The sequence below is a fragment of the Paractinoplanes polyasparticus genome, assembly GCF_019710575.1.
Classification (GTDB): Bacteria; Actinomycetota; Actinomycetes; order Mycobacteriales; family Micromonosporaceae; genus Actinoplanes; species Actinoplanes polyasparticus.
Genome location: NZ_JAHWFK010000001.1, coordinates 269,043 through 282,443, shown reverse-complemented (window position 1 = coordinate 282,443; position 13,401 = coordinate 269,043). Strand labels below are relative to the sequence as shown.

Annotated in this window: 11 protein-coding genes; 5 read left to right on the top strand and 6 right to left on the bottom strand. The window is 71.4% G+C overall.

Translation table 11 applies throughout. The features are described 5' to 3' along the window. Positions 1-22: 22 nt before the first annotated feature. Entirely contained in the window at positions 23-583 is a 561-nt protein-coding gene (locus KXC43_RS01330) for a phosphoesterase PA-phosphatase (RefSeq protein ID WP_221373991.1), read from the bottom strand. Beyond that, positions 580-1,356, bottom strand: coding sequence for an AraC family transcriptional regulator (locus tag KXC43_RS52535; protein ID WP_221373990.1), 777 nt, complete (start codon positions 1,354-1,356; stop codon positions 580-582). Before KXC43_RS52535 ends, KXC43_RS01330 begins: the two co-directional genes overlap by 4 nt. A 67-nt stretch (positions 1,357-1,423) precedes the next feature. On the opposite strand from KXC43_RS52535, the gene KXC43_RS01320 reads away from it, so the two are divergent. Both KXC43_RS01320 and KXC43_RS01315 read left to right on the top strand, forming a co-directional pair. Then, positions 1,424-1,975, top strand: coding sequence for a TIGR03086 family metal-binding protein (locus KXC43_RS01320; RefSeq protein ID WP_221373989.1), 552 nt, complete (start codon positions 1,424-1,426; stop codon positions 1,973-1,975). A 28-nt stretch (positions 1,976-2,003) separates the two neighbouring features. Further along, complete coding sequence (locus tag KXC43_RS01315) at positions 2,004-3,098, top strand: phospholipase D-like domain-containing protein (RefSeq protein ID WP_221373988.1); 1,095 nt, start codon at positions 2,004-2,006, stop codon at positions 3,096-3,098. On the opposite strand, the gene KXC43_RS01310 is transcribed toward KXC43_RS01315, so the two are convergent. Beyond that, positions 3,091-5,178, bottom strand: coding sequence for a protein kinase domain-containing protein (locus KXC43_RS01310; RefSeq protein ID WP_221373987.1), 2,088 nt, complete (start codon positions 5,176-5,178; stop codon positions 3,091-3,093). The two genes, KXC43_RS01315 and KXC43_RS01310, sit on opposite strands and share 8 nt — an antisense overlap. A gap of 143 nt (positions 5,179-5,321) precedes the next feature. Between KXC43_RS01310 and KXC43_RS01305 the strand changes: the two genes are divergently transcribed. Together KXC43_RS01305 and KXC43_RS01300 are read left to right on the top strand one after the other, a co-directional pair. Continuing rightward, positions 5,322-5,879 (top strand): GNAT family N-acetyltransferase, encoded by a 558-nt coding sequence (locus KXC43_RS01305; protein ID WP_221373986.1) that lies wholly within the window; start codon positions 5,322-5,324, stop codon positions 5,877-5,879. An 87-nt stretch (positions 5,880-5,966) separates the two neighbouring features. Beyond that, entirely contained in the window at positions 5,967-7,061 is a 1,095-nt protein-coding gene (locus KXC43_RS01300; RefSeq protein WP_221373985.1) for an endo-1,4-beta-xylanase, read from the top strand. Positions 7,062-7,131: 70 nt separating this feature from the next. On the opposite strand, the gene KXC43_RS01295 is transcribed toward KXC43_RS01300, so the two are convergent. Next, entirely contained in the window at positions 7,132-7,992 is an 861-nt protein-coding gene (locus KXC43_RS01295) for an alpha/beta fold hydrolase (RefSeq protein WP_221373984.1), read from the bottom strand. A gap of 232 nt (positions 7,993-8,224) precedes the next feature. Here KXC43_RS01295 and KXC43_RS01290 point away from each other — a divergent pair, with 232 nt between their 5' ends. After that, complete coding sequence (locus KXC43_RS01290; RefSeq protein ID WP_221373983.1) at positions 8,225-9,277, top strand: M48 family metallopeptidase; 1,053 nt, start codon at positions 8,225-8,227, stop codon at positions 9,275-9,277. A gap of 117 nt (positions 9,278-9,394) precedes the next feature. Here KXC43_RS01290 and KXC43_RS01285 read toward each other — a convergent pair whose 3' ends face one another. Together KXC43_RS01285 and KXC43_RS50395 are read right to left on the bottom strand one after the other, a co-directional pair. Beyond that, on the bottom strand, positions 9,395-11,347 hold the full coding sequence (locus tag KXC43_RS01285) for an acyl-CoA dehydrogenase family protein (RefSeq protein ID WP_221373982.1): 1,953 nt from the start codon (positions 11,345-11,347) through the stop codon (positions 9,395-9,397). An 83-nt stretch (positions 11,348-11,430) separates the two neighbouring features. Then, the gene (locus KXC43_RS50395; RefSeq protein WP_255643298.1) at positions 11,431-13,341 is read right to left on the bottom strand and encodes a multicopper oxidase family protein; all 1,911 of its coding nucleotides are present in this window, start codon (positions 13,339-13,341) and stop codon (positions 11,431-11,433) included. Between the last annotated feature and the right edge of the window lie 60 nt (positions 13,342-13,401).

The following is a 13,401-nucleotide window of genomic DNA, read 5'->3' as shown; positions in this document are numbered from 1 at the left end:
GGGGCTCATCGTACCGAGGCGATCATCGCAGCAGCGGGAAAATCGTCCCGGCGACAAGGCCGCCGACCAGCGACCCGGCGACGATCTGGGCGAGCGTGTGCGCCTTCAGCACCAGCCGCGACCAACCGGTCAGCGGCACCAGCAGCACGGCGAGCAGCGCGAACGGCCCGTACACGGCGACCAGCACCGCCACCGTTCCGGCGGCCACCCCGGCGTGGATCGACATCTTCCAGTACGTCGTGACGGCCGTGAAGACGACGAGGCCGGTGATCCCGGCGCCGAGCAGGGCGAGCAGTGCCCGCGGCGCGCCGAGTGCCACCAGCGCGGCGGTGCCGGCCAGCACCGACGCCAGCCCGAACAGCAGCGGCCCACGGCGGTGCTCCCGCTCGGGGATGTGATGACTGGTCAGCCGGCCGCGGCGGACGCCCCGCACGACGTACGCCATGGGAATGCCCGCCGTGAACACTGCCGCTCCCACACCCCACCAGCTCCCGGCGTGGAAGCCGACGACGATGAGCAGCAGCGCGACGAGCACGCCGGGAGCGAACACCTCGGTGACGAGCCGGGCGACCACGAATTTCACGCGTTGTCCTGTGCCTTGCGGTAGAGCGCGGGCGGATCGCCGACCATGCTGGTGAAGTCCCGGGTCAGGTGGGACTGGTCGCTGTAACCGAGTTCCGCGGCGAGTTCGCCCAGATCGACCGGCGCGCCGGCGGAGATGCGGGCGGCCGCCTCGTGCAGCCGGTTCCGGCGGATCACCCATTTCGGGCTGACCCCGACGTACTCGGCGAACAGTCGCTGCAACTGCCGGACGCCCACCGCGAACTCGCGGGCGAGGCCGGCGACGCGAGTGACCCCGGCGTCGCCGGCGATGCGCGCCACCACCGCCTCGGCCAGTTGGGCGGCGGGCGACGGTTCCACGGGCGCCCGGGCGGTCAGGAACTCGTCCATGACGGCGACCGCGGCCTCGTCGTCGGCCGCGAGGACGCGTCCGGGAAGGTCTTCGCCGAACAGTGGCTCGACCGGCAGGAAGCGGTCGGTGATCGAGGAGACCGGGGCGCCGAGGAACGGCCGGAACCCACAGGGGCGGAAACGGACCCCGAAGACGCGACCGGCACCGTCGAGCGTCTCGTGGAACCGGCCGAGCGGAACGCCGGCGATGCGGCACCGGCCCGGCTTGAAGGTCACGTTGACCGCGGGGTACGGCAGGACGCGTTGCTCGTACGGCTGCTGATCGCGCAGATCCCAGCGGACGATCCAGTAGTGCTCGACGAACGCGCGAAGACCCGGAGCCGCGGCGGGCGTGCTGAACTGGAACTTCTGCCGGCCCTGACCCGGGTTGAGGATCGCCGGCACGTCAGGCAGCCTAACAAGTCGCCTTTCTTCAAGAACGCCGGTGACCGTGCTGCCTAGGCTCGCCCGCATGGACCTTCCCGACATCATGGACCGGGCCTTCGCCGCCACCACGAAGGTGACGCGCAACGTCGATCCCGGACAGCTCGGCGCTCCGACTCCCTGCCGCGAGTGGGACGTGCGAACGCTGACGAACCACCTGCTGCTCGTGGCGGAGGCGATCGAGCTGGCCGGCCGCGGCGAACCGGTGCCGGACGACCATTGGGCCGGGACGGGCGCCGGCCCGTTCGAGGCCCGGGCCGCGGCGGCGACGGCCGCGTGGGCGACTGCGGGGGTGTGGGACCGTCCGGTCCGGATGGGTGCGATGCCCATGCCGGCCCCGATGGCGGTCTCGATGCTGGTCAGCGACGTCGTGATCCACGGCTGGGACCTGGCCCGGGCCACGGGACAGGAGTTCGGCTGCGACGACGACGTGGCGATGGTGACGCTGGACTTCCTGACCGGCATGGGGGAGCAGGGCCGGGCGATGGGCATTTTCGCGGCCGAGGTGAAGGCCGGCGAGGGCGCGTCCGTCCTCGATCGGGCGATCGCCCTCAGCGGTCGTCGGCCAGACGACACCTGATCGGCGCCTGAGGTCCCACACTGACGTCATGGGGATCGACCTGGGCAGTGTGGAGTTCTACGCCGGGCCGGCCGTGCTCGGCGGGCCGGACGACCTGGACGTGGTGATCCGCGACTTCATCGCCGGGGCGACCGACTCGTTGCTGATCGCGGTGCAGGAGCTGGATTCGCGGGCGGTCGCCGAGGCGGTGCTCGCGGCCAAGGCGCGCAAGGTCAGTGTGCAGATCGTTCTCGAGGGCGACTACCTGGTCGAGGACCCGCCGCTGGCCGACCCGTGGAGCCTCGCGGGGGACAACGAGCACAACCGGGTGATCCACTCGGCGCTGCTGCGGGCCGGGGTCGATCTGGTCACCGACCTCAACCCGAAGATCTTCCACCAGAAGTTCATCGTGCGGGACCCGGGCGCGCCGACCGCGGCCGTGCTGACCGGGTCGGCCAACTTCACGCTCACCGACACCGGCACGAACGACAACGGCAACAACCTCAATCACGTGCTGGTCCTGCACGGCCAGACGGCGGCGTCGCTCTACCTGCGCGAGTTCGAGCGGCTGCGCAGCGGCACGTTCGGCGAGCTGCGTGAACGCCGCGAGCCGAAGCCGCGCGAGTTCCGCCTGGGCCGCATCCGGATCAAGCCGATCTTCGCCCCGCACCAGGGCCCGGAGATGGAGATCATGAAGCAGATGCTCAAGGCCGAGCGGCGCGTCGACTTCGCGATGTTCACCTTCGCCCAGTCCTCGGGCATCGACGACACGATGTTCTGGCTGCTCAAGGCGGGCATCCCGGTGCGCGGCATCCTCGATCGCGGCCAGGGCAGCCAGGCCTGGGCGGCCACCCTGCCACTCAAGGTCAAGGGCGCCCTGCTGTACGAGAACACGCCCGGCAACGGGGTCCGCAAGGTGCACCACAAGCTGATGGTCATCGACGAGCGCCTGGTCATCGTGGGCAGCTTCAACTACACCGCGCCCGCCGCCACCCTCAACGACGAGAACATCGTGGTGCTCGGCGACCTGGAGGAGACCGACCCGGCGGCCGAGCAGGCGCAGCGCGAACTGGCCGCGTACGTGCTGGCCGAGATCGACCGCATCGTGGCCGACCTGTCCCGGCCGGTCGCCGGCCTCAGTTGACGTTGAGCTTGGCTATCGACACGACCTTGCCGCCGCGGACCGTGACCAGGGCCGGACGGGGATCCGGCTCGTCGGAGACCGTGGCGAACTCCTCGAAGCGCACCTTGCAGGTACCGGCGTTCGTGCTCGGGTCGAGGCACTTGGCCCGGTTCCTGCGGTAGTCGAGGTAGACCCGGTTGTCGGCGATGGGCAGGGTCACCCGCGTCGAGCTCGGCACCGCCACGTACTTCCGGGCGCACTGGGGAGACGTCGTGGCGAGGGCGAAGCGCCGGCAGTACTCCGCGCCGGTGAGGTAGTCGGTCGGTTCGACGATCGCCACCCGCCCGATGTCGTACGTGAGATACGTGCCCGCCTTGAACTGGGCGTCGCCCGAGACGAAGGCGGGGACGGCCGGGGCGCCGGGGTCGAGGCCGGAGCGTAGCTGGGCGTCGGTGAAGGTCACGTCAGCCTGCCGGCCCTTTCGGGTAGCGACGGCACCGAGCAGCACACGCCCGCTGACGAGGGAGGACTCGGTCAGCGGACCGGCGAGCACGCGCTCGCCGTCGACCGACACGGTCGCCTCCCGGTTGTCCGCGCTCAGCTGGATCCGGTGGGGCGCGCCGGTCGTGGTTGTGCGCTTCCCGGTGGCGATCACGGTCTCGCGGCCGTCGATCGTGCTGCTCAGGCTGAGCTCGCCGGGACACAGCGCGAACCGGTAGGCGTCGGCCAGATAGTCCAGGCCCTCCTCCTCCCGGGTGGCGCGGAACCAGACGGTCGCGCACGACTGGGCGCCGGCCAAGGTCGCGCGCACCGAGACGGTCTGATTCGGCGGAAAGACCACGCCGGAGGACGGGGCGCACACCATCGAATCGGTGGTGCGCACCCGCAAGCCGCTGCGGAAGCCGCAGGACCCGTCCTCGGCCCGGGTGGCATCGAAGCTCGCTGCCTGCCGCAGCGAGTCGAAGACGCTCGGACCGGCGACGGCGACGGCGGCGGTGGTGGCGGTCGGTGGTTCGGGAACGGGGGCCGGATCACCGCCGTCCAGCAGGCGCAGGCCGGCGCCGGCGACGGCTGCCACGGCCGTGACGGCCGTCGCGACCACGGCCATGCGCTTGCCTCTGCCCGCTCGGGGCCGAGCCGGGCGGTGCTGGGCTGCAGCTGGGTGCTGGGCTGCGGCTTGGTGGTGGACTGCGGCCGGGTGCTGGGCTGCGGCTTGGTGTCGGGCCGAGGCCGCCGCCTCGGCCTCGCGGCGCAGCTCGGCCGGGAGCGGGGGAGCGGCGGCCGAACCGGAGACGAGGAGGCGGTCGAGCAGTTCGGGGGCGGTCGGGCGGTCGGCGGGGTTCTTCTCCAGGGATGCGGTCACCAGTTCGGCCAGGTACGGCGGAAGGCCGCCGACCCGGGGTGGCTGGGTGAGGATCCGGGCCGCTGTCACCGCCGGGGTGTCGCCGCCGAACGGGGTGCGGCCGGTGCCGGCGTACGCCACGACCCCGCCCCAGGCGAACACGTCGACCGCGGGCGTGAGCAGCCGCTCGCTGTCCGGGTCGAGACGCTCCGGAGCCATGTACGCCAGCGTGCCCACCACCACGTCGGGCCGGGTGTGGTGGCTGGTCGCCTCGAGCGGCCGGGCGATCCCGAAGTCGATGACCTTGGGGGTGCCGAGCGCGAACAGCACGTTGCGGGGCTTGAGATCGCGGTGGATCACCCCGGCGCCGTGAATGGCGGCGAGCGCGGCCCCCACACCGACAGCGACGCCGTGCAGGCTGCCGCCCGTCAACGGCCCGTTCTCGGCCACGACCTCGGTCAGGCTCGGACCGTCCACGTACTCGACAACCAGGTACGGCGTAATGCTGTCGGGGTCGGCGTCGAGCACCTCGGCCGTGCAGAAGGGCGGCACCTCGCGGGCCCGGCTGACCTCGCTGCGGAACCGGGCCCGGAACTCCTCCTCGTGCGCGTACTCGGGCCGGATGACCTTGACGGCTACGAGCCGCCCGCCCGGCGCCTCGGCCAGGAAGACGGAACCCATGCCGCCCTCGCCGAGGCGTGACAGCGTCCGGTACCGGCCGATGTACGAGGGGTCGCCGGGGCGAAGGTGATCAGCCACGGCACGCAAACCTACCCGGCTCGGGCCAGCCGCCGCGCCTGGCGGCCCACTCACAGCGCTGCGCTCATGTGTCCTTTCCAGGCCGGATGGGCGGCGCCGGAAACGATTTGCCGTGCCGCCGGGGGCGGGGAAGGCTCTTCGCCATGGAACCGCCAGAGATGATCAATGCCGGTGAGCTGGTGCTCAAGCGCTGGGAGCCCGAGTGGGCCCCCGCGGCTACCGATGCCGTCCGGGATTCGCTGCCTGAGCTGCGGCAATTCCTGCCGTGGGCCACCGATGGGTACGGCCTCGAGGAATCCCGCGACTACATCGCCCGGTCGCAGGCCGGCTGGGCCGACGGAACGCAGTACAACTACGCGATCTTCACGACGGTCGGCGAGCTGGCCGGATCGATCGGGCTGATGACCCGGATGGGTCCGGGCGTGCTCGAGATCGGCTACTGGACCAGCACGCCGTTCGCGGGCCGCGGCTACATGACCACGGCCGTGCGGGCGCTCAGCCGGGTCGCCCTGACGCTGCCCGGGATCGAACGGGTGGCGATCAAGCACGACGAGGCCAACAAGGCGTCGGGCGCGGTGGCGGTCAAGGCCGGCTTCGAGGAGGTCGCGCGGGAGGTCCGCGACGTGGAGGCCGAGGGCGAGAGCGGCACGACGATCATCCGCGAGTTGCGGCGTCCCGGTCTTTCCGCTGACAGAGATTGACGGACTCCGCTGCGGCGCTTAAGTTTCGAGGATCCTCCGGAAGTTACGGGTACGACATCCACCGATCGTTCCTCGAAGGAGTCCTTGATGAGAACCGCAGCCCGGGCCGTGGTGGCCGTCCTCGCCACCACGGCGACTCTCAGTTTTGTGATACAGCCGGTGCAGGCCCATCCGCACGCCAAGTCGCTTCGCTCGGTTGCTCCCCGAGACTTGCGGATCGGCACCGCGGTCGCCGGCGGCGGCCACCACGTCGATCAGCCGTATCCCGACCCGTTCACCTACGACAAGCCGTACCGGAAGGTGCTGGCCCGGGAGTTCAATTCCGCCTCGCCCGAGAACCAGATGAAGTGGGAGTTCATCCACCCGGAGCGCAACCGGTACAACTTCGGCCCGGCCGACGCGATCGTCCGCTTCGCGCGCGAGAACGGACAGGTCGTCCGCGGTCACACGCTGCTGTGGCACAGCCAGAACCCGGCGTGGCTCGAGGAGGGCACGTTCACCAAGGCGGAACTGCGCTCGATCCTCAAGAAGCACATCTTCACGGTGGTCGGCCGCTACCAGGGCAAGATCCAGCAGTGGGACGTGGCGAACGAGATCTTCAACGAGAACGGCGAGTACCGCCAGGAGAACATCTGGATCCGTGAGCTGGGCCCGGGCATCGTCGCCGACGCGTTCCGCTGGGCGCACCAGGCCGACCCGAGGGCGCAGCTCTTCCTGAACGACTACGGCGTCGAGTGGCCCGGCGCCAAGGTCGACGCGTACGAGACGCTGGCCAAGGAGTTGCTGGCGCAGCGCGTCCCGCTGCACGGCTTCGCCTCCCAGGCCCACCTGAGCATGCGCTACGGCGCGCCCGACCAGCTGGCCGGCGTGCTGCAGCGCTTCGACGACCTCGGCCTCAAGACCGCGATCACCGAGCTCGACGTGCGCATGGACCTGCCTGAGGGCGGCGTGCCCACGGCCGAGCAGTTGCAGACGCAGGCCTCGTACTACAAGACCGTGCTCGACGCCTGCCTCGCGGTCGACGACTGCAACTCGTTCACGATCTGGGGCTTCACCGACAAGTACTCGTGGGTGCCGGTCTTCTTCCCGTCCGAGGGCGCCGCCACCGTGATGTGGGACGACTTCAGCAAGAAGCCGGCCTACTACACCCTGCGCGACACCCTGGCCCGCGCCCGTCGCTGACGGCCCGCGCTGACCGTACCGCCTGCCCTGGCCCCCCGTTCTTCTCCACCGGCCAGGGCAGGCGCACGGGTCATGCCTGCTCGTCGAGCACCTTGCGCAGGGTGGCCGCGAAGTTGTCGGGGTCGCCCTGCTGGCCGTACTCGCCGCCGAGGAAGCCGCCGTGGTGGCTGGGGAACTGCACCGGCTCGATGCCCAGCCCGGCCGCCACACCCTCGCCGCCGCGGTGGGCCAGCTCGTCGGCCGATTCCTCGCCCACGCCGATCACGATGCGGGTGGAGGCGGCGCGGAGGGCCGCGAAGTCGGGCTCGTAGTGCGTGCAGGAGATCAGGTTCTGCTCGAGGAGGACGTCGCCGCGGGACCCGTCGTCCTCGGTGGGCAGGCCGAAATCGGCCGGGCCGGGGCCGGGCTGGTCGATCCAGCCGGGCGGGACCTCGCCCTTGTGGCTGGTCATCAGGATGAACTTGACCATCGCCGGGCCCATGCCCGCACGCTGGTAGAGCTCGGCGATGCCCTTGGTGGCGGCCGACGCGTTCTCGCGGTCGGGCAGCACCGGGATGGTCGGCGGCTCGTGCGCGACCAGGGTGCCGACCTGATCGGGGTGGGCGGCGACCAGCGCGAGCGCGTTGACCGCGCCGCCGCTGGAGGCGAAGACGTCGACCGGGCCGCCGCCGACGGCGTCGATGACCCGGCTCAGGTCGTCGGCGTGCTCCTCGGGGGTGGTGACGCTCTGGCCGCCGGTGAGCTTGCTGCGGCCGACGCCGCGCGGGTCGTAGGTGATCACCTTGCGGTCGGCGAAGTGCCCGGCCAGGGTGCCGAAACCGGTCGCATCCATCGGCGAGCCGACCAGCAGCAGGGCGGGGCCGGCGCCCGGACGGACGTCGTACGTGATCTCGGCGCCGGGGGTGGTGATGGTGTGCGTCTCTGCAGTCATGCCCCTAGGACTCCCGTCGGCTCGCGGACTCATCGGCCTTCCGGAAGAAACTCTGCCGGGCCTGCCGGCGGCGCGGGAGCTACTTCGGTACTGGCTACCCCCAGTACCGAAGCACTGGCTGACATCGGCCGAAAGTCGCAGTTTCCGTCGCCCCGAACCGGGTCCTCGGCCGGATGTGCCCGCCGGACCGATCGGGAATTATCGTTGCCGGAACTTCAGACGGGAGAATCAGATGACCATCGAGGATGACAACCGGCCGGCGCGGCAGCGGGTCGCCCTGACCGGCATCAGCTCGCGGGCTTGGGAGCATCCGGCCGACCGGGGCGCGCTGACCGCCCTGCGCGAGCTGCGTGGTTTCGACGATGTGGTGCGCGGCCTGTTCGGCATGTGGAACGAGCGGGGGTTCCGCCTGTCGTATCTCGCCGGTGCGATCCGGGTCGACCATCGGCAGTACCCGCGCGTGCACGGGCTGTTCGCCGAGGCCGCCGACTCGCTCGACGTCACCGAGCGGCCCGAGGTGTACGTGAGCCAGTCGCCGTTCATCACGAGCAAGGCGATCGGCATGGACCACCCGTTCATCGTGATCAGCACGGGCGCGGTCGAGAAGCTCGACGACGACGAGCTGCGCACCCTGCTCGGCCGCGAGATCGGCCACGTGCGCAGCGGCCATGCCGTCTACCAGACGATCATGACGTTGCTGACCCGATGGGTGACCAGCGTCAGCTGGCTGCCGGTCGGCGCGATCGCGCTGCGGGCGATCATCGCCGCGATGTACGAGTGGTGGCGCAAGGCGGAGCTGTCGGCCGACCGGGCCGGGCTGCTCGCCGCGCAGGACCCGGCGGCCTCGCTGCGGCTGTTCATGAAGCAGGCGGGCGGCGGCGACCTGTCGCAGATCGACACCGCGGCGTTCCTGGAGCAGGCCGCGGAGTACGAGGGCGGCGGCGACCTGCGCGACAGCATCCACAAGATCGGCATGACCGCGTTCAGCAGCGAGCCGGTGCCGGTGGCGCGCGCCGCCGAACTGCAGAAGTGGGTCGACTCGGGCGACTACGGCCGGATCCTCGGCGGTGACTACCCGCGTCGCGACGACGACCGCGACGCGTCGGTGACCGCGGACGTGAAGGCCGCGGCGGCCAGCTACCGCGACTCGTTCCGCGACTCGCCCGATCCGCTGGTCACCTTCGCCCGCAAGGCCGCGGGCGGGGCGGCCGACCTGGTGGGTTCGGCCGCGCGCGGCGCCCGCAACTGGGCCAACGGCCGCGGCGCCAACGGGGACGGCGCCTGATTGTCCGGTGGCGGCGCGGGTATCGAGGCCGCGCCGCCACCGGAAGCGCGTCCAGCCGACGGCGGGTGTGCCGCTCGGCGCCAGCGCGTCGAGCCCCCGGCGGCGTGCCGCCTGGCGTCAGCGGCTGGCGACGTCGTGTTCGGCCATCGTGTTCTGGCGGGCGGGCTCCTCGCGCAGGATCGCGGCGTTCAGCCACTCGTCGGGGATGGCGAAGGCGTCGACCAGGGTGGTGAAGTGCGGGCGCAGCTGGCGCAGCAGGTCGTTGACCTTGGCGGTGACCGCCTTGGAACGGGCGGGCATGAGGCGCTGATGTTCCAGGTACCAGCCCTTGTTGACCTCGATGGTGCTCAGGGCGTACAGGTCGGCGACCTTGGAGAGCAACGCTCGTGCCTCGTCGTCGGCCGTGCGGTCGATGCCGGCCACGAAGGCCTCGAGCACGATGCGGTCGATGTGGGCGCGGGCTGTCTCGAGCACGTGGTCCTGCACGTCGTTGAAGATGTCGAACTGGCGGGCCTTCTTCTGGGCGGCGCCGTTGCGCAGCCGTCGCACTGCCCCTTCCAGCAGGTGCTTCTCGCGGTCCTCGAAGAGGGCCAGATGCCAGCCACGGTCGGTCAGCGCGACCTCCTCGTCGCGGCCCGGGACGGCGTCGATCAGCCGCTGAATCAGGCCTCGGGCCGCGGTGCGCTCCAGCACCAGCGACCGCACCTGCTCGGCCACGAAGGTGGCGCGGCCCCAGCCGTCCAGCGAGCCGAAGGCATCCCGGTAGCCGGTGAGCAGGCCCTTGGCGACCAGCTGCAACAGCACGGTGTTGTCGCCCTCGAACGTCGTGAACACGTCGGTGTCGGCCTTGAGGCCGGGCAGCCGGTTCTCAGCCAGGTAGCCGGCGCCGCCGCACGCCTCGCGCGCGGCCTGGATCGCCCGGGTCGCGTGCCAGGTCTGGGCCGCCTTCAGGCCGGCGGCCCGGGACTCGAGCTCGCGTTGCTGGTGCTCATCGGCCGGGCTGTCGGCGGTCTGCGCCTCGTGCAGCGTGGACACGAGCTCGTCCTGGGCGAAGTGCAGCGCGTACGCGTGGGCCAGGTTGATCCCGAGGACGCGCTGGTGGGCCAGGTAGTCGTTGAGCGCGATCTCCCGCGTCTCGCCGGGGGCGGTGAACTGGCGGCGGGACTCGCCGTAGCGGACGGCGATGGTCAGCGCGCTCTTGGCGGCGTTCGCGGCCGAGCCACCGACGACCACGCGGCCGCGGACCAGGGTGCCGAGCATGGTGAAGAAGCGGCGGACGTCGTTGTCGATCGAGCTCGAGTAGGCGCCGTCCGGCGCGACCTGGCCGTAGCGGTCGAGCAGCATGTCGCGCGGCACGGTGACGTGGTCAAACGATAGGCGCCCGTTGTCGACGCCGAGCAGGCCGGCCTTGTGCCCGTCGTCGCCGATCGTCACGCCCGGCAGCGGGTTGCCCTCGTCGTCGCGGATCGGCACCAGCCAGGCGTGCACGCCGTGACTCCGGCCACCCGTGACGAGCTGCGCGAAGACGACGGCCATGCGCCCGTCCCGCGCGGCGTTGCCGATGTAGTCCTTGCGGGCCGCCTCGTGCGGTGTGTGCAGGTCGAACGTCTGCGTCGCCGGGTCGTACACGCAGGTGGTACGCAGCTGCTGCACGTCGGAGCCGTGACCGGTCTCGGTCATGGCGAAACAGCCGAGCAGGTCGGCCGAGATGATGTCCCGCAGGTAGCGGTCGTAGTGCTGCTCGGTGCCCAGCGCGACGACAGCGCCGCCGAACAGGCCCCACTGCACGCCGGCCTTCACCATCAGCGACAGGTCGATCTGGGCCAGCATCTCGGCCGCGACCACCGAGCCGCCGGGATCGGACTGGCCCCCGTACTCGATCGGGAAGCCCGCGGCGACGCCGGGATCGGCCGGCAGCTCCCGCAGCAGCCGGGTGACGCGCTCGCGCGCCTGGTCGATCGTCTCGCCGGGCACGGCTACGAACTTGTCCCCGGCGAGTTCGGCGCGGGCCGACTTGCGGACGTGGGCCCACCGGCCGTCGAGCACTTCTTGCAAACGCGAGCTGAGCATGTCGCCTCCACCGTTGTTACTGGCGAGTAGCAAGCTTACCCCGTCCGCTTGAGCGGCAACCGCCAGTCCTCGTGCGCGCGGCCCTACGAATACACCAGGTGCAGCGTCATGCCTGCCTCGACGTGGGGGAGGTTGTGGCAGTGGTTGGCCCACAGGCCAGGGTTGTCGGCCCGGAAGGCGACCTCCCACACCTCGCCGGTACGGACGTCGAACGAGTCCAGCCAGAGCGGGCTGCCGGATGCCGGTTCGCCGTTGCGGGAGAGCACCAGCACGTGGTGGCCGTGCAGGTGCCAGGGGTGCACCGCCAGGGAGCGGTTGACGACGGTCAGCTTGACGATCTCGTCGCGTTGGACGACCTGGGCCGGGATGTCGGGGTCGGCGGCCCCGTTGACCGTGTGGGCGTAACGGGGGAGCAGGCCGTGCAGGTCGACGCCACGATCCAGGACCAGGGTCAGGGAACGGTCGATCCGCGACCAGGGTGCGGGTGCGGTTGTGCCGTACGTGAGCGGGTCGAGCACCGGCCAGGCGCCGGGCTTCGCGAGGTCTTGGCCGGTCGACGGGGCCGGGCGGCTGCCGGCGAACGATTCCGCCGGGCCGGTCGAGTGGACCAGGCGGCCGTCGACGAAGAGCGCCGCCGGTGCTGTGGTGAGCACGTCGAAGCGGCCGCCGGCCGGGATCAGCAGGGCGGTGTTCTCCAGGGGTGTGGGGCCGGCCAGGTCGACGCCGTCGATGGCGACCACACGGAATGGAGCGCCGGTGACCGCGTACCGGTGGGTCGTGCTGTCGGTATTGATCAAGCGCAGCCGGACCAGGGTGCCCGCGGCGGCCGGCACTGTCGTGGGGTTAGGCAGCAAGCGGCCGTCCAGCGTGTGAACGGGCACGGTGACGTCTGAGCACGACCGGCTCGACGCCCCGCCGCTCGCCTCGCCGTCCGGTAGCGCAGGGAGCCCAGGCCGGGCGCCGGGGCCCGGCTGCCCGCTCAGCTTCGCGCGGTCGTCGAACAGCTGCCCGGGAGACTCGGGGCGCAGGGCACCTGGTACTTGCGACCCAGCGGCTCGGCGGGGTGAGGCGGCCGGCGCGATGATGTCGCAGGCAGTGTCCGTGGGGCCCGGACGGACCACGAGTACGCCGTACAGACCCCGGCGCACGCCGATGTCGGACGCGGAATGCGTGTGGTACCAGTAGGTTCCGGGCTGATCGGCGACGAAGCGGTAGACGAATTGCTCGCCGGGCCGCACCGCGTCCTGCGTTATGCCGGGCACGCCGTCCTGGTCGTTGGGGACGTCGTAGCCGTGCCAATGCAGCGTGACACCACGCTCGATGTCGCGATTGCGCAGCGTCACCTCGAGAATGTCGCCGAGGGTGACGGCCAGTTCGGGGCCGGGCACCTGTCCGTTGAACGCCCACGCTCCGTCGATCGTCCCGGCGGTCAGGGTGAATCGCCTCGTCGGCTCACCCAGGCCGCGGCCGGCGACGGGCTCGTGACGGTGGGGCGACGCGGGCGCGGCGGGCGGGGTCACGGCGAACGCGGTGCCGGCGACGAGGGCCGCGACCGCAACGACCACGGCTGAACGGGATGTTCGGCGGTGCAGGAAATGCCACGCCACCGCCGTCGCCGCTGCCACACCGGCCACCGCGAGGAGGGCGGCGGCCGCCGACACGGGATAGCCGTGCAGCACCGTGACCAGCACCGCTCCGGTGGTGGCAAAGCCCGCGAAGAGGAACGCCATCGGGGTACGCCGGGCGCCCACCACCACGGCGGCCAGGGACAGCGGCGCCGCGATCACGACCTTCTCCGCCGCGAACCACCACCCGGCCCGGGCCAGCGCGACAGTCGTGGCCGCACGGGCCAGCGTGGCGACGAGGGCGAGGACGGCGAGCCCGGTCGCGAGGCGGCGGCGCCCCGTGATCGCCGCCGCCCCGCCACCGAGCCACCCGGCCGCCGCGAGCACCGCGATCACCAGGTCGGCGGCAATGATCGAGCCCGTCGTCATCGCGTCTCACCCGTCCGGGAAACGGTGCGGTCGACAGGTGGGGCCGTCTTGCGGGCCCCG

Excerpts from the sequence above, each read along its gene's own strand:
- KXC43_RS01300 (WP_221373985.1), top strand. The coding sequence starts at position 5,967 with ATGAGAACCGCAGCCCGGGCCGTGGTGGCCGTCCTCGCCACCACGGCG.
- KXC43_RS01305 (WP_221373986.1), top strand. The coding sequence starts at position 5,322 with ATGGAACCGCCAGAGATGATCAATGCCGGTGAGCTGGTGCTCAAGCGC.
- KXC43_RS01290 (WP_221373983.1), top strand. The coding sequence starts at position 8,225 with ATGACCATCGAGGATGACAACCGGCCGGCGCGGCAGCGGGTCGCCCTG.
- KXC43_RS01315 (WP_221373988.1), top strand. The coding sequence starts at position 2,004 with ATGGGGATCGACCTGGGCAGTGTGGAGTTCTACGCCGGGCCGGCCGTG.
- KXC43_RS01320 (WP_221373989.1), top strand. The coding sequence starts at position 1,424 with ATGGACCTTCCCGACATCATGGACCGGGCCTTCGCCGCCACCACGAAG.
- KXC43_RS50395 (WP_255643298.1), bottom strand. The coding sequence starts at position 13,341 with ATGACGACGGGCTCGATCATTGCCGCCGACCTGGTGATCGCGGTGCTC.
- KXC43_RS01295 (WP_221373984.1), bottom strand. The coding sequence starts at position 7,992 with ATGACTGCAGAGACGCACACCATCACCACCCCCGGCGCCGAGATCACG.
- KXC43_RS01285 (WP_221373982.1), bottom strand. The coding sequence starts at position 11,347 with ATGCTCAGCTCGCGTTTGCAAGAAGTGCTCGACGGCCGGTGGGCCCAC.